The organism is Jiangella asiatica, assembly GCF_004349065.1.
Taxonomy (GTDB): domain Bacteria; phylum Actinomycetota; class Actinomycetes; order Jiangellales; family Jiangellaceae; genus Jiangella; species Jiangella asiatica.
This window is the reverse complement of the sequence record NZ_SMKZ01000004.1, coordinates 59,236-86,163: the sequence shown is the minus strand read 5'-3', so window position 1 is coordinate 86,163 and position 26,928 is coordinate 59,236. Positions and strand designations below refer to the sequence as shown.

Genomic DNA, 26,928 nt, shown 5'->3' with positions numbered 1-26,928 from the left:
GGCGGGTGAATCGTCAGCGGCGGCGACGGCGACCCGTGCCGCCGCGCTGGCCCGGCCGCGGCCCTTCCAGCGGACGGTAGTTCACCCCCAGCGCGTCCAGGCGGCGCAGGTGGGCCGGCAGCCGCCGGAGCAGGTCGCCGGCGTCGCGGCGCTCCGGTGCGGTCCAGCCGACCTCCGCCAGCGCGCTCAGCCGCGGAAAGGCCGCGTACTCGACCGCCGCGGGCGTCGGCAGGTACTCGCTCCAGTGCTGGCCCTGCACGCCCAGGACGCGACCGGGCCCGTCGCCGTTCGGCGGCGTCCAGGCGGCGACGTCCTCCACAGTGGTCAGCCCGCCGATGGCGAGCGGCTCGTCCTGGCCGTCGGACTGGTAGTGGTCGAAGTACGTCACCTGCTCCGGGCACATGACGACGTCGTGGCCCGCCTTGATCGCGGCGACGCCCCTGTCGCTGTCGCGCCACGCCATCACGACGGTGTCCACCGGCATGCCGCCGTCGTCGGCCACCTCGTCCCAGCCGACGACGCGCCGCCCCCGCGCCGTCACGTGCCCGTGCAGTTGGCGCAGGAACCAGCTCTGCAGCTCGTCGACGGAGCCGAGACCCAGCTCGGCGGCTCGGATGGCCGCGGCGGGGCTGGCCCTCCACTCGGTGCGCGGGCACTCGTCGCCGCCGAGGTGGACCCACGGCCCGGGGAACACGTCCAGGACGGTGTCGAGGACGTCCCGCGCGAAGCCGAGCGCCTCGTCGGTCGGCGCCAGCACGTTCGTGGAGACACCCCAGGTGCGGCGCACGTCAACCGGCCGGCCGGTGTTGCCGAGCTCCGGGTAGGCGGCGAGCACGGCCTGGACGTGGCCGGGCAGGTCGATCTCCGGCACGACGGTGACCGACCGCGCGGCGGCGTACCCGACGATCTCCCGGAGGTCGTCGAGCGTGTAGAAGCCGCCGTGCGGCGTACCGTCGAAGGCGTCGGTGCGGCCGATGACGGTCTCGGCCCGCCAGGCGCTCACCTCGGTGAGCCGCGGGTGCGACGGGACGGCGATCCGCCATCCCTGGTCGTCGGTCAGGTGCAGGTGCAGCACGTTCAGGCGGTGCAGCGCGGCCAGGTCGATCATCCGCAGGACGAAGGACACCGGCATGAAGTGTCGCGCGACGTCGAGGTGCACGCCGCGCCAGGAGTACCGGGGCGCGTCCTCGATGCGGCAGCACCCGATGACGGTGGGCGCGGCGGCGACGGGCGAGCGGCGCAGCGCCGCCGGCGGCAGCAGCTGTCGGAACGTCTGCACGGCCCGGGACAGTGCCTCGGGGGTGCTGCCCGCGAGCTCGACGCGCTCCGGCCTCACCATCAGCGTGTAGCCCTCGGGACGGTCCGACGCCGCCGGGTCCGTGCGGAGCACGATCGACGCGGCGGGATCGCCGGCGGCCACGACCGGCGGACGGGTCCCCGTGCCGGCCAGCGCGTCGTGCAGCACCCAGGCGGCCGGCCGGGCGTCACCGTCGGCTCCGATGGCGGTGCCCGCGTCGATGGCGAACATGCCCGGCTGCCGCCGGTGGACCAGCGGCAGCGGGATCAGGTCTGGCGTGTCGTGGTCAGGCAAGTTCCGCTCCCGGTCGGCCGTTCTGGACAACGTAGCCGGCGCGCGTGGCGATCGCCGCGCCGGGGCCGCTGACCGGAAACGGTAGAGTTGCAGCCCTCATGAGCAAGCACTCCGTCGCGATCGTCACCCTGGGCTGCAGCCGCAACGAGGTCGACTCCGAGGAGCTGGCCGGCCGCCTCGACGCCGACGGCTTCCAGCTCGTCGACGACCCCGCCGCCGCCGAGACCATCCTGGTCAACACGTGCGGCTTCGTCGAGCAGGCGAAGAAGGACTCCGTCGACTCCCTGCTGGCCGCCGCGGACCTCAAGGACTCCGGCGCCACCAAAGCCGTCGTCGCCGTCGGGTGCATGGCCGAGCGGTACGGAGCTGAACTCGCTGACGAACTTCCAGAAGCTGACGCCGTGCTGGGCTTCGACGACTACACGGCCATCGGCGAGCGGCTGCGCGGCATCCTCGACGGGACGCCGCATGTGCCGCACGTGCCTCGCGACCGGCGCACGCTGCTACCCGTCACCCCGGTCGAACGGCAGGCCGCGGCGTACGCCACACCGGACCTGCCGGCCGGGATGGCGCCGGCGTCGGGACCGCGGTCGGTGCGGCGGCGCCTGGACGGCGGCCCGATGGCGCCGCTGAAGCTGGCCAGCGGATGCGACCGCGCCTGCACGTTCTGCGCCATCCCGATGTTCCGCGGCGCCTTCCTGTCCCGGCGCCCGTCCGACGTGCTTGCCGACGCGCGCTGGCTGGCCGACCAGGGCGTCCGCGAGCTTTTCCTGGTCAGCGAGAACTCCACGTCGTACGGGAAGGACCTCGGCGACCTCCGGCTGTTGGAGACGCTGCTGCCGGAGCTGGCTTCGGTGCAGGGCATCGAGCGGGTGCGGGTCTCCTACCTGCAGCCGGCCGAGATGCGGCCGACGCTGGTCGACGCGATGCTGTCCACGCCGGGCGTCGTGCCGTACTTCGACCTGTCGTTCCAGCACGCCAGCACGCCGCTGCTGCGCCGGATGCGGCGATTCGGCGGGACGTCGTCGTTCCTCGACCTGATCGCGTCGGTTCGCGATCGGGTGCCGTCGGCCGGCATCCGTTCCAACGTCATCGTCGGCTTCCCCGGCGAGACCGAGGACGACGTCGCCGAGCTGGAGTCGTTCCTCACTCAAGCGCGCCTCGACGTCGTGGGCGTCTTCGGCTACTCCGACGAGGACGGCACCGAGGCGGCGTCGTTCGACGGCAAGCTGGACGCCGACGAGATCGCCGAGCGGGTCGAGCGGGTCGGCGACCTGGTCGAGGAGCTGGTCGCCCAGCGGGCCGAGGACCGCGTCGGCGAGACTGTGTCGGTGCTGGTGGAGTCCGTCGGGGACGGCGTCGTCGAGGGCCGGGCCGCCCATCAGGGTCCCGAGGTCGACGGAACGACGACGGTCTCCGGCGTGCACGCCGCGGTAGGCGACCTGATCGAGGCCGTCGTCACCGGCAGCGACGGCGCCGACCTCGCCGCCGTCGCCGCGCCGGTAGTGGCCGGCCCCGCCAAGCCATAGCCTTGGGCCGTGCCCGAACCGTCGACCGCGCCACCGAGCCCGTGGAACATCGCGAACGCGCTGACCGCGCTGCGCCTCGTGCTGGTGCCCCTGTTCGGCTGGTTGCTGCTGCGCGACGGCGGTGACCACGACCCGTCCCGGGTGGTGGCGTTCTTCGTCTTCGGGCTGGCCATGCTCACCGACCGGCTCGACGGCGACCTAGCCCGCCGCCGCGGGCTGGTCACCGACCTCGGCAAGATCGCCGACCCGATCGCCGACAAGGCACTGACCGGCATGGCCTTCGTCGGGCTGTCGCTGCTGGACGAGCTGCCGTGGTGGGTCACGGTCGTGGTGCTGGTCCGCGAGTGGGGCATCACGCTGCTGCGGTTCGCCGTCATCCGTTACGGCATCATCCCGGCCAGCCGCGGCGGCAAGCTGAAGACGGCCCTGCAGGCGCTGGCGCTCGGGCTGTACATCCTGCCGTTGCCGTCGGCGTTCGAGCCGGTGCAGGCGGTGTGCATGGCCGTCGCCGTCATCGTCACCGTCGTCACCGGTGTCGACTACGTGCTGTCGGCGATCCGGCTGCGCCGCGACGCCACCTCGGGCCCGGCGTGAACGCGGCGGCGGCCGACGCCGTCCGGTCACTGGCAGCGGCGGGCCTCACGGTCGCGACCGCCGAGTCGCTCACCGGCGGACTGGTCTGCGCGGTGCTGACGTCGGTGCCGGGCTCGTCCGCCGTCGTGCGTGGCGGGGTCGTGGTCTACGCGACCGAGCTCAAGGCGTCGCTGGCCGGGGTGCCCGACGACCTGCTGGACCGCCTCGGCCCGGTCGGGGCGGAGGTCGCCGCGGCCATGGCCCGCGGGGTCCGGTCGCGGCTGGGCGCCGACGTCGGCGTCGCTACCACGGGTGTCGCCGGGCCGGACGGGCAGGACGGCCACCCGCCGGGCACCGTCCACGTCGCCGTGGCGTCGCCGGCCGGCACGACGCTGCGCTCCTACGCCGGCGACGACGTGCTGCCCGGCGGCCGGGCCGAGGTGCGCGACGCGACCGTGCGCGCCGCGCTGGAGTTGCTGTCCGAGCTATGAGCCGCCGTATCAGAGCCCGGGAATCCGACGGCCTGCTGAGGCGTTTCAACCTCACGATGACGGTCTGTTTATCACCACGACGCCCCGGCGAGGCTGGGAGCGCAAACGCACGAATCAGAAGGTACGGTGGAGGCAGCACAGTCGAGACGAATCGCGAGAGGGGTAGCCGATGATCCTCATCAGACGGCTCGTCGGCGATGTCTTGAGGCGTCGCCGGATCGAGCAGGGTCGCACCCTCCGCGAGATCTCGGCGGCGGCGCGGGTCAGCCTCGGGTATCTGTCGGAGGTGGAGCGCGGTCGCAAGGAAGCCTCGTCTGAGCTGCTCGCGGCCATCTGCGAAGCGCTCGATCTTCCCATGTCGGAGGTCCTGCGCGAGGTCAGTGACGAGATGATGCGGGTGGAGGCGGCGGCGGTCGGCGCACTCACCGAGCTGCGGCCGCGCGAGAGCACCCGGCCGCGTGACGTCGTCAAGGTCGGCTGATTCAGGCGCGGCCCGAGTCCAGGGCCGCGCCCGCTCCGGCGTTCCGCGACGCAATGGCGCGGCTCGCCAGCGGTGTGGCGTTGCTCACGGTCCTCGACCCGGTCGGGCGCGACTGCGGCCTGACGGTCACGGCCGTGTCGTCTCTGTCGCTTGAGCCGCCACTGGTGCTGGTGTGCGTCATGAAGGACCGCTTCATGCACGACACCCTCTTCGTCGCCGACGGCTGGTCGATGACGTTCCTGGCCGCCGACCAGCTGGAGCTGGCCCACTACGGCGCCCGCGACCGGCACCCCGGCGCCCGCGACGACTTCGCCCGCTGGCCCGGTCGCCGGGCCGGCCACGGCGAACTGATCTTCACCGGCGGGGTCGCGGCCGTCGAATGCGTCCCGAACGAGCTGGTCGACGCCGGCGATCACACCATCGTGATCGGCCGGGTGGTGCGGGTGGCCTCCGACGTGACCGGTGAGGTTCCCCTGGTCCACGTCGACCGCGGCTACTACCCGCCGGGCGACCCCGTCAGCTGATCGCTTCGCGCGTGGCACCGCGGATCATGAACCGGTCCGGGTCGTCGATGGCGGCGAACCCGAGCGGCTCGTAGACGCCGTGCGCGTCGGCCGTGGCCAGCATCCACCGCTCGACGCCGGCGAGCTCCGGGTGCTGGAGCACCGCTCGCACCAGGACCCGCGCCAGGCCGTGGCCGCGATGCTCCGGCACCACGAACACGTCGGCCAGGTACGCGAACGTCGTGGCATCGGTGACCACCCGGGCAAAGCCCACCTGGGCGCCGTCGGCCCCGTAGAGCCCCACGCCCATCGACCTGGCGATCGCCCGCTCGATGGTCTCGCGTGGCCGGTGCGCGCTCCAGTACGCCGTGCTCAGGAAGTCGGCGATGACGTCGATGTCCAGCCGGCTCTGGTCGTCGTCCACCTCGTAGCCGCCGGTCGTCGCGAGGATCACGCGGTCAGCGTATCCAGGCCGGCGGTGGCGTCAGCCGCGCAAGCGCAGGCCGCGCGGGGTGACGTGGAAGCCGGCCTCGGTCAGCGCCGCACCCAGGGCCGTGGTGGTGACCTGCTCGCCGTCGGCGCGCTCGACCCGCAGCGACCCCAGCGCACCCTCGCGGACCGCGAGCGCCAGGGCGTCGGCGCTGGCGCCCAACCGGTCGGGGGTGTCGGTCCAGGACAGCAGGGTCCGGCCGCCGCGCTCGACGTACAGCGCCAACTCGCCGTCGACCAGCACGACCAGCGCCCCGGCCTTGCGCCCGGGACGGTGCCCTGCGGTGCCGGGCTCGCCGCGTTCGCCGCGCTCGGGCCAGGGGAGGGCCGCGCCGTACGGGTTGGCCGGGTCGGTGGCGGCCAGCACCAGCGCACCGTCGGAGGCGCGTGACCCGGTGTCGTCGAGGCGGACGAACGAGCGGAGCCGGTCGACCGCGCCCGGTGTACCGAACTGGGCCGCACCCAGGCCGGCGATGAAGTAGCCGCGCCGGGCCCGGCCGGTGTCCTCGAAGGCGGACAGCACCCGGTACGCCGCGGCGAACCCGCCCGGTAGCCGCTCGGCCATGACCGCGCCGCGGGTGACCACGCCGTGCCGGTCGAGCAGCGCCTCCGCGGCCGCATGGGCGCGGCGGGTGGCGTCGGCGTCTCGCTCGGGCAGCAACGACCAGCGCCCGGCGGCCGCCGGTGGACCCGAGCGGGAGGGCATCGCCGGCCGGCCGCGCGCGTACCGGGAGCGCGGCCGGGCCGGACGCGAGCGGTGCGTCGCCCGGGTCCCCGCCAGCAGCGAGCGCAGCGGCGCCAACGTGTCGTTGGTGACCTGACCGGCCCAGATGAGGTCCCACAGCGCCGTGACCAGGGCGGGATCGTCCGGCGGGGCGTCGACGCGCGCGGCGACCGCGTCGCTGAGCTGGCGGAAGAAGTACGCGCCGCCGCCGGCCAACGTCTCCAGGACGGCCGCGTGCAGGGCAGCGTCGGCCTCGGCGGCGTCCAGGTCGGGCAGGGTCAGGTGCGCGGTGTCGGCCAGGTGCAACGACACCCAGCCGTCCGACCCCGGCAGCGTGCCGTGCCCGGACCACACGACCTCGCCGGCCACGGTCAGCTCGTCCAGCCAGGCCGGGGTGTACCCGGCCACTCGCGCGGGCAGGACCAGGCTCTCCAGGGCGCTGGCGGGCACCGCGGCGCCGCCGAGCTGCTCGACCACCCGCAGCACGCCGTCGGGACCGCGCAGCGAGCTGCGGACGGACTGCCAGGCCGGCAGGAACCGGCCGAGCGTGGCCGCGTCCACCGGCTCGGCCTCCTTGCGCAGCGCCGCCAGCGACCTGCGGCGCAGCAGCCGCAGCACCTCGGCGTCGCACCACTCGGTGCCGGTGCTGCCCGGCCGCAGCTCGCCCTCGACGACACGGCCCTCCGCCGCCAGCCGGCGCAGGGTCGAGGTGACGACCGCGACACCCAACCCGAACCGGGTGGCGACGCCGGCGGCGTGGAACGGCCCGTGCGTGCGGGCGTAGCGGCTGACGATGTCGCCGAGCGGGTCCGGCACCGGCGCCGCGAACGCCTCGTGCACCCCGCCGGGCAACGCAACACCGAGTGCGTCGCGCAACCGGGCGGCATCCTCGACCGCGGCCCAGACGTCCTGCCCGGCGACCCGGACCGCGATGACCCGCCGCTGGCGGACCAGCTCGTCTAGGTGGGCCGAGGCGTCCTCGCCCTCGGCGCACCGCGCCGCCACCTCCGCCGTCGACAGCGGGCCGAGCAACCGCAGCAGGTCGGCGACCGCCTCGACGCTCTGGGCCTGCCGCTCGGGAACGAGCCGTTGCAGCTCGGCCTCGGTGCGCTCGACGACCTCGAGGTCGAGTAGCTCACGCAGCTCGGTCTGCCCGAGCAGCTCGGCCAGCAGCGCGGAGTCCAGGGTCAACGCCTGCGCACGCCGCTCCGCCAGCGGGGAGTCGCCCTCGTACATGAACGCCGCGACGTAGCCGAACAGCAGCGACCGGGCGAACGGCGAGGGCTGCCCGGTCTCGACCTCGACGACCTTGATGGACCGGCTGGCGATGCGACGCATGATGTCGCGCAGCCCGTCCAGGTCGTAGACGTCCTGGAGGCACTCGCGCATGGTCTCCAGCAGCATCGGGAACGAGCCGTACTTCGACGCCACCTCCAGCAGCTGAGCCGAGCGCTGGCGCTGCTGCCACAGCGGCGAGCGCCGGCCCGGGGTGCGACGGGGCAGCAGCAGCGCCCGCGCCGCACACTCGCGGAACCGGGAGGCGAACAGCGCCGAGCCGCCGACCTCGGTGGTGACGATCTCGTCCAGCTCGTCGGGGTCGAGGACGACGAGCCGGGCGTCCGGTGCGCCGTTGCCGTCCGCCCCGGTGGTGGCATCGGCGGCATCGGCCAGCAAGTCGCCGGCGCCGTCGAAGCCGTCGAGGGTGTCGGGGATGCGCAGGACGATGCCGTCGTCGGCGTGGGCGGCCTGGACATCGACCCCGTAGCGCTCGCGCAGCCGGGCCCCGATGGCCAGCGCCCAGGGCGCGTGTACCCGGGCGCCGTAGGGGGAATGGACGATCAGCCGCCAGTCGCCGAGCTCGTCGCGGAACCGCTCGACCACGAGCGTGCGGTCGTCCGGGACATGCCCGGTGACGCCGCGCTGTTCGCGGACGTAGGCCAGGAGGTTGTCGACGGCCCACGCGTCCAGGCCGGCGCCCGCGGCCCGATCGCGCGCCCGGTCGTCGGGGAGCCGGTCGATCTCGCGCACGAACGCACCGAGCGCGGCACCAAGCTCGGCCGGCCGGCCTAGGGTGTCGCCGTGCCAGAACGGCAGCTTGCCCGGCTGGCCGGGTGCGGGGGACACCATGACGCGGTCGTGGGTGATGTCCTCGATGCGCCAGCTGGTGGCGCCGAGCGCGAAGACGTCGCCGACCCGCGACTCGTACACCATCTCCTCGTCCAGCTCGCCGACCCGGGCGCCGCCCCGGCGTGGATCGGAGCCGACGAGGAAGACGCCGAACAGCCCACGGTCGGGGATGGTGCCGCCGCTGGTGACGGCGAGCCGCTGAGCGCCGGGACGGCCGCGCAGCACGCCCGCGGTGCGGTCCCACACCAGCCGCGGGCGCAGCTCGGCGAACTCGTCGGACGGGTACCGCCCGGCCAGCATGTCGAGGACCGCGTCGAACGACGACTGCGGCAGCGTGGCGAACGGGTGCGCGCGACGGACCATGGCCAGGAGATCGTCGACCGGCCAGTCGTCCATCGCGACGATGGCGACGATCTGCTGGGCGAGCACGTCGAGCGGGTTGCGCGGGACGGCCAGCTCCTCGATCTGCCCCGACCGCATGCGCTCGGCGACGACCGCCGTCTGCACGAGGTCGCCGCGGTACTTCGGGAACAGCACGCCGCTGGAGACCGCGCCGACCTGGTGCCCCGCGCGGCCGACCCGCTGCAGACCGCTGGCCACCGACGGCGGCGACTCGACCTGCACGACGAGGTCGACCGCGCCCATGTCGATGCCCAGCTCCAGGCTGCTCGTGGCGACGACCGCCGGCAGCCGGCCGGACTTGAGGTCGTCCTCGATCAGGGCGCGCTGCTCCTTGCTGACCGAGCCGTGGTGGGCGCGGGCAATGGCCCCGGTGCCGCCGCGAGTGCTGCCGGCCTGCGCCATGAGCTGCGCGGGCGGCGGGTGGTCCGGCGCTGGGCCGGCACCGTCGCGCTCGGCGGCGATCTCGTTGAGCCGGGCGGTCAGCCGCTCGGCGAGCCGCCGTGAGTTGGCGAACACGATGGTGGACGAGTGCTCCTCGACGAGGTCGACCACCCGCTGCTCGACGTGCGGCCAGACCGAAGCCGTCGCCGGGGTGCCGCCGGGCTCCGGCGTGGGCGCCGCGTCCAGCTCCTCGAGATCGGGCACGGGAACGACGACCCGGAGGTCCCAGCTCTTCACCGACGCCGGCGACACCACCTCGACCGGCCGGGACCCGCCGAGGAACCGGGCCACCTCGTCGACCGGCCGGACGGTCGCCGACAGCCCGATGCGCTGTGCCGGACCGGGCAGCAGCGCGTCCAGCCGCTCGAGCGAGAGCGCCAGGTGCGCGCCCCGCTTGCTGCCGGCCACGGCGTGCACCTCGTCGACGATGACCGTCTGGACGTGCCGCAGCGACTCCCGCGCCTGCGACGTCAGCAGGAGGAACAGCGACTCCGGCGTGGTGATGAGGATGTCGGGTGGCCTGCGGTTGAACCGGCGGCGCTCGTCGGCCGGGGTGTCGCCGGAGCGCACACCGACGGAGATGTCCGGCGGCGGCAGCCCCAGTCGGGCCGCTGCATGCCCGATGCCGGCCAGCGGGGCGCGCAGGTTGCGCTCGACGTCGACGGTCAACGCCTTGAGCGGGGAGACGTAGAGGACCCGGCAGCGATGCATGGGGTCCTCCGGCACCGGCTCGGTGGCCAGCCGGTCCAGCGCCCACAGGAACGCCGCCAGCGTCTTGCCCGACCCGGTGGGCGCGACCACCAGGGCGCTGCGATCGGCCGACACCGCTCGCCAGGCGCCCTCCTGAGCGGACGTGGGCGCGGCGAACGACCCGGCGAACCACGCTCGCGTGGCCGGGCCGAACAGCTCCAGCACATCACTCACGCCTCCCATCATGACTCGCCACACCGACAACGTCCGCCGAGGTACCCGGGCGCCCGCCGAGATCAACGGGTGTGATTGGGGTGAATGGGCGTGTGAGGGATACTGGCGACGTGCGGTTGACGGACTTCTGGGAGCGCATGGAACGCCACCTCGGCTCCACCTATGCCGACTCGTGGGCGCGCGATTACGTCATCGAGGCGCTCGGCGGGCGGACGGTGCACCAGGCGCTGGCGGCCGGCGAGGACACCAAGGTCGTGTGGCGTGCCGTCTGCGACGCACTGCGCCTGCCGCCCGGCGAGCGCTGAGCGGACCCCGTCCGGTCGGAAACTCGGATGCCGGCTGTCGGACCGGGGAGGTAGCGTCTCGAAACGTGACAGACCCGCCCGCCGACGCTCCTATGATCAGTGCCCACCAGCTGACCAAGCGCTTCGGCGACTTCACCGCCGTCGACGCCATCGACGTCGAGGTGCGCCGGGGTGAGGCGTTCGGCTTCCTCGGGCCCAACGGCGCCGGCAAGTCCTCCACCATGCGCATGATCGGCTGTGTCTCGCCGCCCAGCGGCGGCGCGCTGCGCATCCTCGGCATGGACCCGGCCACCGACGGTCCGGCCATCCGCGGCCGCCTCGGGGTGGTGCCGCAGCGCGACTCGCTGGACGAGGAGCTCACCGTCCGCGAGAACATCCTCGTCTACGGCCGCTACTTCGGAATGCCCCGCCGGGTGGTGAACGAGAAGGCCGACGAGCTGCTGGAGTTCGCCCAGCTCACCGAGCGGGCCAACAGCGTCGTCGAGCCGTTGTCCGGCGGCATGAAGCGGCGGCTCACCATCGCCCGGTCCCTGGTCAACGACCCCGAGCTGCTGCTGCTGGACGAGCCCACCACCGGGCTGGACCCCCAGGCCCGGCACGTGCTGTGGGACCGGCTGTTCCGGCTCAAGCGCTCCGGCGTCACGCTGGTGCTCACCACCCATTACATGGACGAGGCCGAGCAGCTGTGCGACCGGCTGGTCGTCATGGACGGCGGGCGCATCGTCGCCGAGGGGTCGCCGCGCGAACTGATCGCGCTGCACTCCACCCGCGAGGTGCTCGAGCTGCGCTTCCCCGCCGACGACCACGCGCCGTACGCGGCCAAGCTCACCGACCTCGCCCAGCGCGTCGAGGTCCTGCCCGACCGGCTGCTCCTCTACACCGAGGACGGCGACGCCACCGCCGCCGCGGTGCACGACCGTGGGCTCGCGCCGCTGTCGGTGCTGGCTCGACGCTCCACGTTGGAGGACGTCTTCCTGCACCTCACCGGCCGGACGCTGGTGGACTGATGAGTGCCGCGACGACGACGGCGTCGGGCACGCGCCCGGCGCAGCCGGCCGAGGGGCGGATGGCGGGCCGGGCGTTCGCGTTCTGGCTCACCGACTACCGGCGGGTGTGGCGCGGCACCATCATCAGCGGCTTCCTCAGCCCGCTGTTCTTCCTGGTCGCCATGGGCTTCGGCCTGGGTGCACTGGTCGACGACGGCGTCGCCGGCGGCGTGCGCGGCCTGGACTACGTGCAGTTCATCGCGCCGGGCATCCTGGCGGCGCAGGCCATGCAGACCGCCGTCGGCGAGTCGACGTTCCCCGTGATGGGTGCGGTGAAGTGGCACCGGCTCTACGACGCGATGCTCGCCACGCCGCTGGGCATCGCCGACATCGTGCTGGGTCACGTGGCGTTCGTGGCCATGAGGATCACCATCACCAGCGTGGCGTTCGCCGTCGTCGCGGTGGCCCTGGGCGCCATCGGCTCGTGGTGGGTACTGCTCGCGGTGCCCGCGGCGGTGCTGACCGGGCTGGCGTTCACCACGCCGGTGTTCGCGTTCTCCGTCAGTCAGGACAACGACGGCGGGTTCAACGTCCTGTTCCGGTTCATCGTCATGCCGATGTTCCTGTTCTCCGGCACGTTCTTCCCCGTCGAGCAGCTGCCGGTGGCGCTCGAGCTGGTCGCGTGGGCCACGCCGCTGTGGCACGGTGTCGAGCTGTGCCGCGGCCTGGTCACCGAGACGGCAACGTTGGCCGGCTCGCTGGGGCACGCCGGATACCTCACCCTGTGGGTCGCCGGCGGGCTGTGGCTGGCGTTCGCCGGCTTCCGGAAGCGGCTGGTCACGTGAGCGCGGTGAGCGCCCTGGCCAGGGCGTTGCCCATCCCGGCCGGCGCGGGCATGGCGCGGACTCTGGTCGAGCGCAACGCCCGCGCGTTCCGGCACGGCTGGGTCACGCTGGTCAGCGGTTTCTTCGAGCCGGTGCTCTACCTGTTCTCGCTCGGGGTGGGCCTGGGCGCGCTGATCGGCGACATCGACGCCGGCGACGGACGCATGATCGACTACGCCGCGTTCGTCGCACCGGCCATGATGGCGGCGGCGGCCATGAACGGGGCGGTCTTCGACTCCACGTTCAACCTTTTCTTCAAGCTCAAGTACGCCAGGCTCTACGACTCCGTGCTGGCCACCCCGCTCGGGCCGCGCGACGTCGCCGTAGGCGAGATCACCTGGGCGCTGCTGCGCGGCCTGCTCTACTCGACGGCCTTTCTCGCGGTCGCCGCGGCCGCCGGAGTCGTCGGCTCCTGGTGGGCGCTGCTGGCGCTGCCCGCGGCCAGCCTCATCGGGCTGGCCTTCGCCGCCGTCGGCATGACCGTCACCACGTACATGCGCAGCTGGCAGGACTTCGACTACGTCCAGCTCGCGCTGCTGCCCATGTTCCTGTTCTCCGCGACGTTCTACCCGTTGTCCACGTACGACGAGTCGATCCGGTGGGTGGTCCAGATCACGCCGCTCTACCACGGGGTCGCCACGATCCGCGACCTCATGCTCGGCGACGTCGGCTGGGGCATCCTGGGGCACGTGCTGTACCTGACGGTCATGGGCCTGGTGGGCCTCGTGCTCGCCGCCCGGCGTATCGAGCGGCTGCTGCTGCGATGACCGTTCCCAGCATCGAGGCCGTCCAGCGGCGCACCGTCCGCACCTTGGTGGCCAGCCAGGTGTCCGGCGGGCTCGGGGTGTCCGCGGCCATCGCGGTCGGGGCCGTCGTCGTCACCGAGCTGTTCGGCCGCGAGGACCTGTCCGGGCTGGTGCAAAGCTCCCAGGTGCTGGGCGCGGCGCTGCTGGCCATGCCGGCGGCGTCGCTGGCGGTGTCGCACGGGCGGCGGGTCGGTCTCGGCGTCGCGTACGCACTCGGCGCGCTCGGCGCACTGCTCGCCGTCGTCGCCGCCCAGACGCAGGTCTTCGTCCTGCTGTTGGCCGGGACGGCCCTGCTCGGCGGCGGGACGGCGGCCGGCCTGCAGGCCCGGTACGCGGCCACCGACCTCGCTCCGGTGCACAGCCGCGGCCGGGCGTTGTCGGTCGTCGTCTGGTCCACCACGGTCGGTGCGGTCGCCGGCCCCAACCTGGCCGGTCCCGCCGGGCGGGTGGCCGAGTCCGTCGGCATCGAGCCGCTGGCCGGCCCGTTCCTGATCGGAGTCGTCGTCATGGGCCTCGGCACGCTGATCGTGCTGACCGGGCTGCGACCCGACCCGCTGCTCACCGCCCGCGGCCGGGGCACCGCCGTCGCCGCGGTGCGCCGGCGGGGCGTGCTGCGGGTCGGCTGGAAAGCCATCGCCATCAGCCCGCCGGCGGTGCTCGGCCTGGTCTCGGTCGTGGTGGGGCACACCGTGATGGTCACCGTCATGGTCATGACACCGGTGCACATGACGCACGGCGGCGCCTCGATCTCGATCATCGGCTTCGTCATCAGCGTTCACGTCGCCGGCATGTACGCGCTGTCGCCGGTCATGGGGTGGCTGGCCGACCGCGTCGGCCGGGTCCCGGTCATCTCCGGTGGCGTGCTGATCCTGCTGGCCGCGGTGATCCTGTCGGGAACGACGAACGAAGGCCACTCGCCGGCGCTGACGGCCGGGCTGTTCCTGCTGGGCCTGGGCTGGTCGGCCTGCATGGTCGCCGGCTCCACGCTGTTGACCGACGCCGTCGCGCCGGACGACCGGCCCGCGGTGCAGGGCGCGTCCGACCTGTTCATGGGGTTGGCGGCGGCCGGCGGGGGAGCGCTGGCGGGTGTCGTCGTCGGCTCCTACGGGTACGGCGTCCTCAACGCCGCGGCGGCGGTCCTGCTGGTCGCACCGGCCGCGACGATGCTGGTTCCGGCGTGTCGCTCGCTATCGAACACCCGTTCGGCATAGAGTCGTCCCGACCGCACGACGTGAGGCGGGCGGCGGGGTTGTCCACAGGCTCGGAATTCGTCCTCGAACCTGTCGGTGGCACCGCGTAACGTCTTCGGCGATGACCAAGAAAACGCAGGGCCGTGCGCCGGCCCGTCGACCCCAGGTGGTGCCCATGGCTGTTCCCGCGGATCGTGAGAAGGCGCTGGACGCCGCGCTCGCCCAGATCGAGCGCTCGTTCGGCAAGGGCTCGGTGATGCGTCTGGGCGAAGAGGCCCGGGTGCCCATCGAGGTGATCCCCACGGGGGCCATCTCGCTCGACGTCGCGCTCGGCATCGGCGGCCTGCCGCGCGGCCGGGTGGTCGAGATCTATGGCCCGGAGTCCTCCGGCAAGACCACGGTCGCCCTGCATGCGGTGGCCAACGCCCAGCGCGCCGGCGGCGTCGCGGGCTTCATCGACGCCGAGCACGCGCTCGACCCCGACTACGCCAAGGCGCTGGGGGTCGACACCGATTCGTTGCTGGTCTCCCAGCCCGACACCGGTGAGCAGGCGCTGGAGATCGCCGACACGCTGATCCGCTCCGGTGCGCTGGACGTCATCGTCATCGACTCGGTGGCGGCGCTGGTGCCGCGGGCGGAGATCGAGGGCGAGATGGGCGACAGCCACGTCGGCCTGCAGGCCCGGCTCATGAGCCAGGCGCTGCGGAAGATCGCCGGTGCGCTGAACCAGTCCAAGACCACGGCGATCTTCATCAACCAGCTGCGGGAGAAGGTCGGCGTGTTCTTCGGGTCGCCCGAGACCACCAGCGGCGGCAAGGCGCTGAAGTTCTACGCCTCCGTCCGCCTCGACGTCCGCCGCATCGAGACGCTCAAGGACGGCACCGACGCGGTCGGCAACCGCACCCGTGTCAAGGTGGTCAAGAACAAGGTCGCCCCGCCGTTCAAGCAGGCCGAGTTCGACATCATCTACGGCGAGGGCATCAGCCGCGAGGGCGGCCTGATCGACCTCGGGGTCGAGCAGAGCATCGTGCGCAAGTCCGGCGCCTGGTACACCTACGAGGGAGACCAGTTGGGCCAGGGCAAGGAGAACGCCCGCAACTTCCTCAAGGACAACCCCGACCTCGCCGACGAGATCGAGAAGAAGATCAAGGAGAAGCTCGGCGTCGGGCCGAAGGTCGACGCGACCGTCGAAGAGGTCCCGGTCGACTTCTGAGCGGGTCGCACGTGAGCAGACGAAAGGACGCCGAAGCCGAGCCCGACGCGGATCCCGAGTCCGTGGCTCGGTCAGTGGCGCTGAAGCGGCTCTCGGTGGCGCCCCAGACCAGGGCTCAGCTCGACGCCGCCATGGCACGCAAGGGCGTGCCCGAGGACGTTCGCGAGGAGGTCCTCGGGCGCTTCGCCGACGTCGGCCTGGTCGACGACGCGGCGTTCGCGCAGGCGTGGGTCGAGTCCAGGCACACCGGTCGCGGCCTGGCGCGTCGCGCGCTCGGGCACGAGCTACGCACCCGCGGGGTCGACGCCGACGTCGTGGCCGAGGCGGTCGAGGCGGTCGACCCGGAGCAGGAGGAACGCACCGCGCGGGAGCTGGTGGCGCAGCGGCTGCCCGGCACCCGCCGGCTGGACCCGACGGCTCGTACCCGCCGGCTCACCGGCGTGCTGGCCCGCAAGGGCTACCCGGCGGGCCTGGCGTTCCGCGTGGTGCGCGAGGCCCTGGAAGCGGAGGGTGTCCAGACCGCGCACCTGCCCGACGACATCCCCTACGACTAGCGCCCTGCCCGCGGGGCGCACGGTCCTTCAGGCGCACGGTCCTTCAGATGAGGCCACGAGGAATGCGATGGGTCCAGCTCTTGGATGCGATCCGTCGCTCGCCCTCGTACGCGTCCAGCTGGGCGTGCAGATGGAACTCGGTGACCGTGGACGTCAGCACGGTCCGCGTCGTGGCATGGACGTCCCAGTCACCCCGAGTGAATCCCATGTGCCAATCGGTCTCGCCGCGTGGCGAGGTGAAGTCGTCGCCGACGAAGCTGTACCGCTCGTATGCCCGCCTGGTGATGTCGAGGTCGATGTCGTCGATGTGTGAGATACCCAGGTCCTTGACTACCTCGAGAGCCGAGGAGTCCTGCGCGAGATCGCGTGTCACGGTCCAGCGGTGTTCACCCGGCAGCAGCGATGTCACGGCGATGGGTGGCGCGCCCTCGGGTTCGTCGAAGGAGGGCGCGTTCTCGCGATCAGACGGCCCGTTCTCCCGGACCGGGAGAAGGAGATGACTGCTGCCCGCGAAAACGGTCATCCGCACCGATTCCGGAGGCGGCCACACCAGGGGCCAGTATGACGTCGAGAGCGACAGGCGCACCCGATGCCCGGCAGGAAACGCCTGCGCCATGCCGTTGAGTTGCACCGTCACCTGATACCGCTCTCCCGGCTCAAGCCGCTGCGGACCCGTCGAGCTGTGGTGGTGGGTGAGGTTCGCGACGCCGTAGCTGACTCGGGTCGCCTTTCCGTCCGGCGCGACGTCGGAGAGCCGGACCGCCACCATGGCCAGCGGCTTGTCGGCAGTGAAGTCGAGTTCGAGCACGGGCGCGCCCAGCAGTTCCAGCCCTTCGGTCAGCACGTCGCTGTCGAACACCAACGAGCCGCCGTCCTCCTCCCGCTGGTCGTAGGGAAGGTCCGGCGGAGCGTTGTAGGAGCACCACTTGCCGGCGAACTGGCCGACCGAGAGCGGCGACTGCACGGTCAGCGCAGCGATGTCGACCCGCTCGCCCGGTTCGGCGATTCGGTGTGGTGCCAGCGGATGGCGTGACGGCAGCACACGGTCGCTGGGCCATCGCTTTTCTCCGACCCATCGGCCCGGCCGTTCGGTGTAGGCGGTCGAGGGCGGCACGCTGTCCTGCATCCAGATGCTCAGCTGGGGACCGTCCATGGCGCCGTTGTCGGTGTCGTCCTTGAGCCAGTGGTCCCACCAGCGCACGACCTCCTGGAGGAAACCGATCGCCGGGCCGGGTTCGCCGAGATGGGGATACTTGTGGCTCCACGGGCCGATCAGCCCCTTGCGCGGCACGTCGAGCTCGGCGAGCAGGCGGAAGACCGCGTTGGAGTAGCCGTCGGCCCAGCCGCTGGCCGCGAACACAGGGCAGGTGATCGCCGAGTAGTCCTCGCACACCGAGCCGTGCCGCCAATAGTCGTCGCGCCGCTGATGGCGCAGCCACTCGTCCAGCCACAGGCCGCTGTTCTCCAGCCGATCGAGCCACATGTCCCGCCATCGCTCGCCCACGAGTGCCGGATCGGGTGGGCAGGAGTTGTAGGCGAACATCGTCGACGCCCAGGACAGATTGTCACTCAGCAGGCAACCGCCCATGTAGTGCACGTCGTCGGCGTACCGGTCATCGGAGGAGCAAACGGTGACGATGGCCCCGAGGCTCGGTGGCCGACGCGCCGCCACCTGCAAGGCATTGAAGCCGCCCCACGAAATGCCCATCATTGCGGTACGGCCGCTGCACCAGGGCTGCGCGGCCATCCAGGCCAGGATCTCCTCGGCGTCCCGCAGCTCCTGTTCGAGGTACTCGTCGGTGAGCACACCCTCGGAGTCGCCGCTGCCGCGCAAATCGACGCGCAGGCACGCGTACCCGTGGCCGGCCTGGTAAGGGTGGTGGATGGAGTCGCGGAACGCGGTCATGTCCCGCTTGCGATACGGGATGAGCTCCAACACACCTGGCACCGGTTCGTCGTCGGAGGACACCGGGCGCCAGAGCCGCCCAGCCAGCCGGACCCCGTCGGACATGGGGATCCACAGGTGTTCGTCCTCGGTGACGGCGTGCGGCAACGACGTGACGGTACGCATGCGCGACTAACCCCCACGGGCTGGGTGTTCTTCGATCTCGAAGTGCAAGCCGCCCGCGCACTTCTCGAACTTGTCGACCAGGTCGTCCTCATTCGCTGCACCGATGTACAGATGCGCGAGCACGAAGCTGTAGGAGTCTTCTCCGTGGAGGTCCGAGAGCCGGTCGCCCTCCTCGACCGTCACCGCGATCGTGCTGCCAGGCACGTCCTGCTCGAGCTGAGCGATCTCCGACGGCGACGGCACCGCCCGGACGACACCGTCGGCGAACCAGCGCACGAACCACTTGGCGGCGACGTCGTAGGGTCCCTCGCCGGCGCGGACCTCCGGGTCGGCGCCCATCGCCAGATCGATCATGAACTGATGGTTGGGAAGGCCGTCGACGAGCTGGAAGAGCCTGGCGTGGGACTGCGAGTGCCGGGGATTGATCTCGAGCAGCTCGAGCCGGCTGGAGTCGGCGTCCCAGAAGTACTCGATGTTGAAGGTCGAGCGGTCCAGGCCGACCGCGCCGATGACTCGCCGCGTGACATCGGCGATCCGCTTCGTGACCTGGTCAGGGAGTCGCGAGGGGTACTCGTAGCGGAGAAAGCTCGTGGTGCCGGGATAGTGGACGGAGTCCACGACGCCGTAGACGGTGACGTCACCGTCGTGGACGTACCCCTCGGCGGTGATCTGCTGACCGCGCGAGGCCTCCTCGACCAAGCAGGCGGTCCCGCCGACGGCGGCGATCTCCGGTGGCAGTTCCACCAGCGACAGGACGAAGGCGAACGGCTCACCCATGCGGCCGGCCTCCTCGCGGACCTTCGCCAGCTTTCGGCGCAGCTCGCCGTCGTTGGCACACCGGTAGGCGCCCTCGGAAGCCGCCGACTTCACCGGTTTGACCCACACCGGGTACGAGAGCCCGTCCGGAAGGCCGGGGTCGTCGCCGTCCAGGTCGATGAGGCCGAATCTCGGGTGCTCGTCGATGACCTTCTGCTGCTCGAGGCGGGACCAGTACTTGTGCTCGCACTTGACCACAGAGGTCAGCTGCGCCGACGGCATGCCGCGCTCCTCGCACAGGATGGGAACCATCAGGCTGACCGGGAAGTCCCAGTAGCCGACGATGGCGTCGACCGTGCCATCGAACGCGTCGAGCTGACGCCGCGCCTTGTCGAGCAGGTCCGGTAGCGGGATCGTGTCGCCGTGCTGCAGCTCGTCGATGGTCAGCAGCTGGTGGAAGCGATATCGGGGCGCATCGCGCAGGGTGCGCAGGTTGGCCCGGTTGAGCTCGTCCAGACCCAACACGAACACATTCTTGTGCATCCCATAGCCCTTCGGTGACGACATCATGTCCGTTCCCCCGACGTGGGGGAGGCAAACGGGCGTCGCCGCAGCCTCGGCTCGTGTCACCTTGACCGTCTGTACACCCTTACGTAACCTCAACTCCAAAGGTGGAGAACAACTCCGCGACCGCGGATCGGACATAGAGAACATGGCACGACTCACCGCAACTCCGTCGCGACTGGTGCAGGGCCGGTCGGGGCGGGTCACTAGGGCACGCTCGGCTCGCGTAGGTGGCGCGGACCGCGTCGGCACGATGGGGCATCACCTGTCGCTCGTGTGATCTTCGTTGGTGGTTGAGGCTCGCACCGTCCGTGGTGTGAGCGCGGTCGTGGTGCGGTTCCCGCCAGCAGATGGCCTGCCTGCCAGGCCGGATATGTGAGGGAGCCCGCCGATGGACACCGGAACGGCAACGCTGCTGGTCGGACTGGTGATAGTTGCGCTGCTGGTGGTGGCGCTGCTCGTGTTGTTCAGCCGGTTGCGGGGTGTGGAGACCACGCGCGCCCAGTCGTCGGAGCTGTATGCCCAGGTCGAGGCCGACACCGTTCGGCTGCGAACCACCGCCCAGGCCGAAGCCGACGAGCTGCGCGCGGCCGCCCGCCGCGAAGCAGACGAGCTGCGGTCCACGGCACAGGACGAGGCCCGGGAGCTGGCCGCCCGCGCCACCGCCGAGGCCGAGCAGGCCCGCGTGCACTCCGACCAGGTCGGTGCCGACCTGCGTGAGCAGCGCGCCGATCTGGAGCGGCGCGAGCAGCGGCTCACCGAGCGCGAGGAGCGCGTCGCCGCCGACAGCCAGGCGCTCGACCAGCGGCTGCAGGAGGTCGAGGCGCAGACCGCCGCCCTCGCGGAGCGCACCGCGGCGCTCGACGCGCTCGAGGCCGAGCGGCGCGCCATCCTGGAGCGCACAGCCGAGCTGACCGCGGCGCAGGCCAAGGCCGAGCTCGTCTCCGCCGTCGAGGAGCAGGCCAAGCGCGAGGCCGCGATCCTGGTCCGCGACATCGAGAACGAAGCCAACGAGAACGGCCAGGCCCGTGCCCGCGAGATCATCACGCTGGCCATCCAGCGGCTGGCCTCGGAGCAGACCGCCGAGTCCGTCGTGTCCGTGTTGCACCTGCCCGGCGACGAGATGAAGGGCCGCATCATCGGCCGCGAGGGCCGCAACATCCGCGCCTTCGAGCAGGTCACCGGCGTCAACCTGATCATCGATGACACCCCCGAGGCGGTCCTGCTCTCCTGCTTTGACCCGGTGCGCCGCGAGGTCGCCCGCCTGACGCTCGAGGAGCTTGTCCTCGACGGGCGCATCCACCCGCACCGCATCGAGGAGCAGTACGAGAAGAGCAAGGCCGAGGTCGAGGCGCTGTGCGTCCGCGCCGGCGAGGACGCCCTGGTCGAGGTCGGCGTCGCCGACATGCACGCGGACCTCATTGCGCTGCTCGGCCGGCTGCGCTATCGCACGTCGTACGGGCAGAACGTGCTCAAGCACCTCATCGAGTCCGCACACCTGGCCGGCATGATGGCCGGCGAGCTCGGACTCGACATCAAGCTCACCAAGCGTTGCGCCCTGCTGCACGACATCGGCAAGGCACTCACTCACGAGGTCGACGGCAGCCACGCGCTGATCGGTGCCGAGATCGCCCGCCGCTACGGTGAGAACGAGGACGTCGTCCACGCCATCGAGGCCCACCACAACGAGGTCGAGCTGCGCACGGTCGAGGCCGTCCTCACCCAGGCCGCCGACGCCATCTCCGGTGGCCGCCCCGGCGCCCGCCGCGAGTCGCTCGAGGCCTACGTCAAGCGGCTGGAGCGGCTGGAGGAGATCTCCATGAGCCACGACGGCGTGGAGAAGGTCTTCGCCATGCAGGCCGGCCGCGAGATCCGCGTCATGGTGCTGCCCGACGTCGTCGACGACATCCAGGCGCAGGTGCTGGCCCGCGACATCGCCAAGCAGGTCGAAGAGGAGCTGACCTACCCGGGCCAGATCCGCATCACCGTCGTGCGCGAGTCCCGCTCCACCGAGTTCGCCCGCTGACACCCAGCGCGGGTCCTCGTCAGCCTCCAGGCACGCCCGCTTCGACCCTGAACCGCGGGACGGGGCCGGGGCCGACGCCGAGCCCGCCGCCGAATCAGATGGCGGTGGCGCCGTCGGCGGCCCCGCCGCCGACCTTGCCGCCCACAGCCTCGCCGGCCTTGGCAACCCCGCCTGCGGCCTTCTTGGTGCCGCGCCGCTCGAGGTAGACGGCCAGCCGCGACAGGGTGAAGTTCACCGTGATGTAGATGGCGGCGCCGACCACGAAGAACTGGAACCAGTAGCGCTGGCCGAAGAACTGGGTGTTCAGCTGCAGCCGTCGCAGCAGCTCCGCGTAGCCGATGATGAAGCCGAGCGACGTGTCCTTCAGCAGCACCACGAGCTGGCTGACCAGCGACGGGAGCATGCGCCGCACGGCCTGGGGGAGGAGCACGGTGAACAGCGCCTGCCACCGGCCCAGCCCGACGGCGTACGCGGCCTCGGACTGGCCTATCGGCAGCGACACGATGCCTGCTCGCAGGATCTCGGCGATGATCGCGCTGTTGTAGACCACCAGCCCGAACACGACGCCCCAGAAGATGGGCAGTCCCATCGCGATGACGCCGAAGAACATCAGCAGCACGACCGGCAGGCCGCGGAAGAACTCGATGACCGTCGTGACCGGCCAGCGCACCAATCGTGACGCCGACATCCGCAGCACGGCCAGGACGAGCCCGAGCGCCAGAGCGATCGCGGCGGCGATGCCGGCCGCGCGCAGGGTGGCGCCGAGCCCGTCGATCAACAGGGAGCTCCACACGTCCTCGGCGGTCTGGCCCATCGGCGGGTCGGTGAAGATCTGCCACCGCTCGGGATCCCACTGTCCGCGCTCGTCGAGCTGGCGGTAGGCCAGGTACAGCAGGCCGAGGACGAACAGGGCGCCGACGATCGACCACAGCATGGTCCGGCGCCGGGCCCGCGGGCCGGCGACGTCGTACAGGACCGAGCTCATCGCGCGAACGCCACCTTCCGCTCGACGTATCCGGCGAGGAGACCGGCCGGGATGGTGATGATCAGGTAGAAGACGCCGACGAAGAGCAGGACGGCGATGACGTCACCGGGGTGGGCGTTGGAGAGCTGCCGGCCCACGCCGAACAGCTCGGCGACGAAGAAGCCCCCGGCGACCGAGCTGTTCTTCGTCAGCGCGATGAAAATGTTGATCAACGGCGGGATCACGGTACGGAACGCTTGCGGCAGCACGATGAGCCGCAGCGTCTGGGGGAACGTCAGGCCGATGGCGCGGGCCGCTTCGCCCTGGCCGACGGCGACGCTGTTGATGCCCGAGCGCACCGCCTCACAGACGAACGCCGCGGTGTAGACCGACAGCGCGACGACGGCCGGCGCGAAGAAGCCGCCCGGCGTCCAGCCCAGCTGTGGCGCGACGAAGACGAAGAAGATGAAGACCAACGTCAGTGGCGTGTTGCGGACGATCTCCACGTACGCGGTGCCGAACCAGCGCAGCGTCGGCACCGGCGCGACCCGGAAGGAGCCGAGGATGGTGCCCAGCACCAGCGCGATGGCGGCGGCGAGCAACGTGAGCGACAGGGTGGTGAGGAAACCATCCCAGTAGAGCGGAAGCTCGTCGATGACGGCGTCCATCAGGCAGACCCTCCCAGTGCCGTGCGACCGAACACGTCGAGCGCGTCGAGCGTGCGGGGGTGGGCCGCCGCCTCAGGCGGCCGGCCCACCCCGCGCGAGAACCGTCAGTACCGGTCGACCTCCGGCGGCTCCGGGGTGTCCAGGACGGCGCCGGCGGTGTTCTCCCACGCCTCCTCCCAGCGGCCGTCCTCGTAGGACGCCTCGAGGACGTCATTGATCCAGTTGCGGAACTCGGCGTTGCCGTGCTCCAGGCCGATGCCGTACGGCTCCTCCGTGAACGTCTCACCGACGAGCTTGAACTCGCCGGGGTTCTGGTCCACGAAGCCGGACAGGATGACGTTGTCAGTGGTGACGGCGTCGACCTGGCCGTTGCGCAAGGGCTCGAGGCAGTCGGAGTACGCGCCGGTCGGGAAGAGCTCGGCCTCCGGGTAGTTGGTGCGGATGTTCTCCGCCGGCGTCGAGCCCTCGACGGAGCAGACCGCGCGGCCGGCGAGGTCGTCCGGGCCGTTGATGTCGGTGTTCTCCTCCAGCACCATGATCGTCTGGCCGGCGACGTAGTACGGTCCGGCGAAGTCGACCAGCTGCTTGCGCTCGTCGTTGATCGTGTAGGTGGCCACGACGATGTCGACCTGGCCCTCCTGGATGAACGACTCGCGGTTGGCCGAGATGGTCTCGACCCAGGTGATGTTGTCCTCGGAGATGCCCAGCTCGGTGGCGATGATCTTGGCGATCTCGACGTCGAAGCCGACGGGCACGTCGTCCGGGCCGACCAGGCCGAACAGCGGCTGGTCGAACTTGGTGCCGACGGTGATCTCGCCGGCCTCGGCCAGCTCCGCCATCGTGCTGCCCTCGGGGAAGTCGCCGGCCTCGGCAGTGGGCTCGTCGCCGCCGCCGTCGCCGCCGTCGTCGTCACCACAGGCGGCAAGGACCAGCGTCGCTGCGAGCGCGGCGGCGGTCAGGGCGCTGTAGCGGCGCAATGTCGATCGGGTACGCATTTCTCGTGCTCCTCTACGTGCGGAAGGCTCAGTGAGTCAGGATCTTGCTGAGGAAGTCCCGGGCCCGGTCGCTGCGCGCATTGGTGAAGAACTCCTCCGGGGTCGCTTCTTCGACGATGCTGCCGGCGTCCATGAATATCACCCGGTTGGCGGCCCGGCGGGCGAATCCCATCTCGTGGGTGATCACCATCATCGTCATGCCGTCCTTGGCCAGGTCGATCATGACGTCGAGGACCTCTTTGATCATCTCCGGGTCGAGGGCCGACGTGGGCTCGTCGAACAGCATCACCTTCGGCTTCATGGCCAGGGCGCGGGCGATCGCCACTCGCTGCTGCTGGCCTCCGGAGAGCTGGGCGGGCAGCTTCGCGGCCTGGTCGGCGACACCGACGCGGTCGAGCAGCTCCATCGCCAGCTTCTCCGCCTCGGACTTGCGTACGCCCTTCGCCCTGGTCGGGCCAAGGGTGACGTTCTGGAGCACCGACTTGTGGGCGAACAGGTTGAAGGCCTGGAACACCATGCCGACGTCGGCGCGCAGTCGTGCCAGCGCCCTGCCTTCCGCCGGCAGCGGCTGGCCGTCGAGCCTGATGGTGCCGGCGTCGATGGTCTCCAGCCGATTGATGGTGCGGCACAGCGTCGACTTGCCCGAACCGGACGGCCCGATGACCACGACGACCTCACCGCGGTCGACGGAGAGGTTGATGTCGCGCAGGACATGGAGGTCGCCGAAGTGCTTGTTGACGCCGCGCAGCTCGACCAGCGGCGCTCCGGCAGCGGCGTCGCTCATCTGGCGGCGCCAGGTTTGCCGAGACAGCTCATGGGACTCACACCACCACCTCACCGGATATGCGTGGGACAAGCGTCAACGGTATGGGGGAGATGACCAGCTGTCATGCCCTTTGAGCTGCGGTTGCGGTCACTGGTTGGTAACAAAGCGACAACGTCGGCCCGATCCGCCCCACGAGTGCGCTGTCACACCCCACTGTGAGATCATTTCACCTTCCGCTGGATCTCCGTAGACGTGAAAGGCCACGTAGAAAGCGCCAAACGATTCCCCGTCCGCGTGCGGTGACAAGCCGCCCGCCCTCGACCGGCCACCTCCTGCGCGCACTCGCCCGGACGAGGTTGTCCGGGCGAGCCCTTATCCTGAATGCGTCATGAACGCGCGTACGTACGAGGTCCGCACCTACGGGTGCCAGATGAACGTCCACGACTCCGAGCGGCTGGCCGGGCTGCTGGAGGACGCCGGCTATGCCAAGGCCGAGGGCGGTGCACCGGCCGACGTCGTGGTGCTCAACACTTGCGCGGTGCGCGAGAACGCCGACAACAAGCTGTACGGCAACCTGGGGCATCTGGCGTCGGTCAAGGCCGGCCGCGACGGCATGCAGATCGCCGTCGGCGGCTGCCTGGCGCAGAAGGACCGGTCTGAGATCGTGCGCCGGGCGCCGTGGGTCGACGTCGTCTTCGGCACGCACAATGTCGGGTCGCTGCCGGCGCTGCTGGACCGTGCCCGCATCGAGGACGAGGCGCAGGTCGAGATCATCGAAGCGCTCGAGACGTTCCCGTCGGACCTGCCGTCGCGTCGCGAGAGCCCGTACGCGGCCTGGGTGGCCATCAGCGTCGGCTGCAACAACACCTGCACGTTCTGCATCGTTCCGGCGCTGCGCGGCCGTGAGCGCGACCGCCGTCCGGGCGACATCCTCGCCGAAGTGCGGGCGCTGGTCGCCGAGGGCGTCATCGAGATCACCCTGCTCGGCCAGAACGTGAACGCCTACGGCGTGGAGTTCGGCGACCGCTACGCCTTCGGCAAGCTGCTGCGCACGGTCGGCGCCGTCGACGGGCTGGAGCGGGTCCGCTTCACCAGCCCGCACCCGCGCGACTTCACCGACGACGTCATCGCCGCGATGGCCGAGACGCCCACGGTGATGCCGCAGCTGCACATGCCGCTACAGTCCGGGTCCGACCGCGTGCTGCGGGCGATGCGCCGCTCGTACCGGCAGGAGCGTTATCTCGGCATCGTCGAGAAGGTGCGCGAGGCCATGCCGCACGCGGCCATCACCACCGACATCATCGTCGGCTTCCCGGGCGAGACCGACGACGACTTCGAGCAGACCTTGCACGTGGTCCGCGAGGCCCGGTTCGCCTCGGCGTTCACGTTCCAGTACTCCAAGCGCCCGGGCACCCCGGCGGCCACCATGGACGACCAGGTGCCGGCCGACGTCGTCCGGAAGCGCTACCAGCGGCTGGCCGAGCTGGTCGAGCAGGTCGCGTGGGACGAGAGTCGCGCCTTCGTCGGCCGCGACGTCGAGGTGCTGGTGGCCGAGGGCGAGGGCCGCAAGGACGGCGCGACCCACCGGCTGTCGGGTCGGGCGGAGGACAACCGGCTCGTGCATTTCTCCGTACCGGCCGGCGCGCCGTCGCCGCGGCCGGGCGACATGGTGACGGTGCAGGTCAGCTACGCCGCGCCGCACCACCTGGTCGCCGACGGCGCCACCTACGAGCTGCGCCGCACCCGAGCCGGCGACGCCTACGAGCGGGCCACGACGACGGTGTCCGCGCCGGCCGCGCCGGGGGTGCTGCTGGGCATGCCGACCGTCGGCGCGCCCGCGCCGCAACCCGTCGCCGACGCCGCACCCGCCTGCGGCCACGCCTAGGCCCCGCGCCGCCCGCGAGG

General features: G+C 71.5%; 22 protein-coding genes and 1 pseudogene. 14 read left to right on the top strand and 9 right to left on the bottom strand.

Annotated features, from left to right (window positions below):
- Window positions 1-13: 13 nt before the first annotated feature.
- Entirely contained in the window at window positions 14-1,591 is a 1,578-nt protein-coding gene (locus E1269_RS04655) for a beta-N-acetylhexosaminidase (RefSeq protein ID WP_203432908.1), read from the bottom strand.
- A 98-nt stretch (window positions 1,592-1,689) separates the two neighbouring features.
- Here E1269_RS04655 and rimO point away from each other — a divergent pair, with 98 nt between their 5' ends.
- The 5 genes and pseudogenes from rimO (at window position 1,690) to E1269_RS04630 (ending at window position 5,189) form a co-directional block, all read left to right on the top strand.
- Entirely contained in the window at window positions 1,690-3,120 is a 1,431-nt protein-coding gene (gene rimO, locus E1269_RS04650; RefSeq protein ID WP_131891873.1) for a 30S ribosomal protein S12 methylthiotransferase RimO, read from the top strand.
- Window positions 3,121-3,129: 9 nt separating this feature from the next.
- The gene (pgsA, locus tag E1269_RS04645; protein WP_131891871.1) at window positions 3,130-3,714 is read left to right on the top strand and encodes a CDP-diacylglycerol--glycerol-3-phosphate 3-phosphatidyltransferase; all 585 of its coding nucleotides are present in this window, start codon (window positions 3,130-3,132) and stop codon (window positions 3,712-3,714) included.
- Window positions 3,711-4,184, top strand: a complete 474-nt coding sequence (locus E1269_RS04640) for a CinA family protein (protein WP_131891869.1) — start codon at window positions 3,711-3,713, stop codon at window positions 4,182-4,184. Before pgsA ends, E1269_RS04640 begins: the two co-directional genes overlap by 4 nt.
- 169 nt (window positions 4,185-4,353) lie before the next feature.
- A pseudogene (locus E1269_RS04635) lies at window positions 4,354-4,623 on the top strand (helix-turn-helix domain-containing protein); the annotation flags it as partial.
- A 95-nt stretch (window positions 4,624-4,718) separates the two neighbouring features.
- Complete coding sequence (locus tag E1269_RS04630; RefSeq protein WP_131891865.1) at window positions 4,719-5,189, top strand: flavin reductase family protein; 471 nt, start codon at window positions 4,719-4,721, stop codon at window positions 5,187-5,189.
- Here E1269_RS04630 and E1269_RS04625 read toward each other — a convergent pair.
- Together E1269_RS04625 and E1269_RS04620 are read right to left on the bottom strand one after the other, a co-directional pair.
- A complete protein-coding gene (locus E1269_RS04625; RefSeq protein ID WP_239000774.1) occupies window positions 5,182-5,622 on the bottom strand; it encodes a GNAT family N-acetyltransferase in 441 nt (146 codons plus the stop codon). The two genes, E1269_RS04630 and E1269_RS04625, sit on opposite strands and share 8 nt — an antisense overlap.
- 30 nt (window positions 5,623-5,652) lie before the next feature.
- Window positions 5,653-10,284, bottom strand: a complete 4,632-nt coding sequence (locus E1269_RS04620; RefSeq protein WP_131891863.1) for an ATP-dependent helicase — start codon at window positions 10,282-10,284, stop codon at window positions 5,653-5,655.
- 101 nt (window positions 10,285-10,385) lie between these two features.
- Here E1269_RS04620 and E1269_RS04615 point away from each other — a divergent pair, with 101 nt between their 5' ends.
- The 7 genes from E1269_RS04615 to E1269_RS04585 all read left to right on the top strand — a co-directional run bounded on the left by E1269_RS04615 (window position 10,386) and on the right by E1269_RS04585 (window position 16,213).
- Entirely contained in the window at window positions 10,386-10,580 is a 195-nt protein-coding gene (locus tag E1269_RS04615; protein WP_131891861.1) for a DUF3046 domain-containing protein, read from the top strand.
- Window positions 10,581-10,672: 92 nt separating this feature from the next.
- Window positions 10,673-11,587, top strand: a complete 915-nt coding sequence (locus E1269_RS04610; protein ID WP_131892065.1) for an ABC transporter ATP-binding protein — start codon at window positions 10,673-10,675, stop codon at window positions 11,585-11,587.
- Complete coding sequence (locus E1269_RS04605; protein ID WP_203432906.1) at window positions 11,587-12,411, top strand: ABC transporter permease; 825 nt, start codon at window positions 11,587-11,589, stop codon at window positions 12,409-12,411. The genes E1269_RS04610 and E1269_RS04605 overlap by 1 nt, the downstream gene beginning before the upstream one ends.
- A complete protein-coding gene (locus tag E1269_RS04600) occupies window positions 12,408-13,217 on the top strand; it encodes an ABC transporter permease (RefSeq protein WP_203432904.1) in 810 nt (269 codons plus the stop codon). The genes E1269_RS04605 and E1269_RS04600 overlap by 4 nt, the downstream gene beginning before the upstream one ends.
- Entirely contained in the window at window positions 13,214-14,467 is a 1,254-nt protein-coding gene (locus E1269_RS04595; RefSeq protein WP_131891859.1) for an MFS transporter, read from the top strand. Before E1269_RS04600 ends, E1269_RS04595 begins: the two co-directional genes overlap by 4 nt.
- Window positions 14,468-14,621: 154 nt before the next feature.
- Entirely contained in the window at window positions 14,622-15,659 is a 1,038-nt protein-coding gene (gene recA / locus E1269_RS04590; protein WP_131891857.1) for a recombinase RecA, read from the top strand.
- Window positions 15,660-15,670: 11 nt separating this feature from the next.
- Complete coding sequence (locus E1269_RS04585) at window positions 15,671-16,213, top strand: regulatory protein RecX (RefSeq protein ID WP_203432902.1); 543 nt, start codon at window positions 15,671-15,673, stop codon at window positions 16,211-16,213.
- 43 nt (window positions 16,214-16,256) lie between these two features.
- Here the strand turns inward: E1269_RS04585 and E1269_RS04580 are convergent, their stop codons facing one another.
- Entirely contained in the window at window positions 16,257-18,284 is a 2,028-nt protein-coding gene (locus E1269_RS04580; protein ID WP_131891855.1) for a CocE/NonD family hydrolase, read from the bottom strand.
- Between the two features lie 6 nt (window positions 18,285-18,290).
- A complete protein-coding gene (locus E1269_RS04575; protein WP_131891853.1) occupies window positions 18,291-19,583 on the bottom strand; it encodes an ATP-grasp domain-containing protein in 1,293 nt (430 codons plus the stop codon).
- A 412-nt stretch (window positions 19,584-19,995) separates the two neighbouring features.
- Between E1269_RS04575 and rny the strand changes: the two genes are divergently transcribed.
- The gene (rny, locus tag E1269_RS04570; RefSeq protein WP_131891851.1) at window positions 19,996-21,630 is read left to right on the top strand and encodes a ribonuclease Y; all 1,635 of its coding nucleotides are present in this window, start codon (window positions 19,996-19,998) and stop codon (window positions 21,628-21,630) included.
- 94 nt (window positions 21,631-21,724) lie between these two features.
- Here the strand turns inward: rny and E1269_RS04565 are convergent, their stop codons facing one another.
- From E1269_RS04565 to E1269_RS04550, 4 genes are all read right to left on the bottom strand, one after another.
- The gene (locus E1269_RS04565) at window positions 21,725-22,615 is read right to left on the bottom strand and encodes an amino acid ABC transporter permease (RefSeq protein WP_131891849.1); all 891 of its coding nucleotides are present in this window, start codon (window positions 22,613-22,615) and stop codon (window positions 21,725-21,727) included.
- The gene (locus E1269_RS04560; protein ID WP_131891847.1) at window positions 22,612-23,262 is read right to left on the bottom strand and encodes an amino acid ABC transporter permease; all 651 of its coding nucleotides are present in this window, start codon (window positions 23,260-23,262) and stop codon (window positions 22,612-22,614) included. Before E1269_RS04560 ends, E1269_RS04565 begins: the two co-directional genes overlap by 4 nt.
- 104 nt (window positions 23,263-23,366) lie before the next feature.
- Window positions 23,367-24,257: a glutamate ABC transporter substrate-binding protein gene (locus tag E1269_RS04555; RefSeq protein WP_131891845.1), complete on the bottom strand. Its 891-nt coding sequence runs from the start codon at window positions 24,255-24,257 to the stop codon at window positions 23,367-23,369.
- Between the two features lie 28 nt (window positions 24,258-24,285).
- Window positions 24,286-25,041: an amino acid ABC transporter ATP-binding protein gene (locus E1269_RS04550; RefSeq protein WP_131891843.1), complete on the bottom strand. Its 756-nt coding sequence runs from the start codon at window positions 25,039-25,041 to the stop codon at window positions 24,286-24,288.
- 370 nt (window positions 25,042-25,411) lie between these two features.
- Here E1269_RS04550 and miaB point away from each other — a divergent pair, with 370 nt between their 5' ends.
- Window positions 25,412-26,908 (top strand): tRNA (N6-isopentenyl adenosine(37)-C2)-methylthiotransferase MiaB, encoded by a 1,497-nt coding sequence (miaB, locus tag E1269_RS04545; RefSeq protein ID WP_131891841.1) that lies wholly within the window; start codon window positions 25,412-25,414, stop codon window positions 26,906-26,908.
- The last annotated feature ends 20 nt before the right edge of the window (window positions 26,909-26,928 follow it).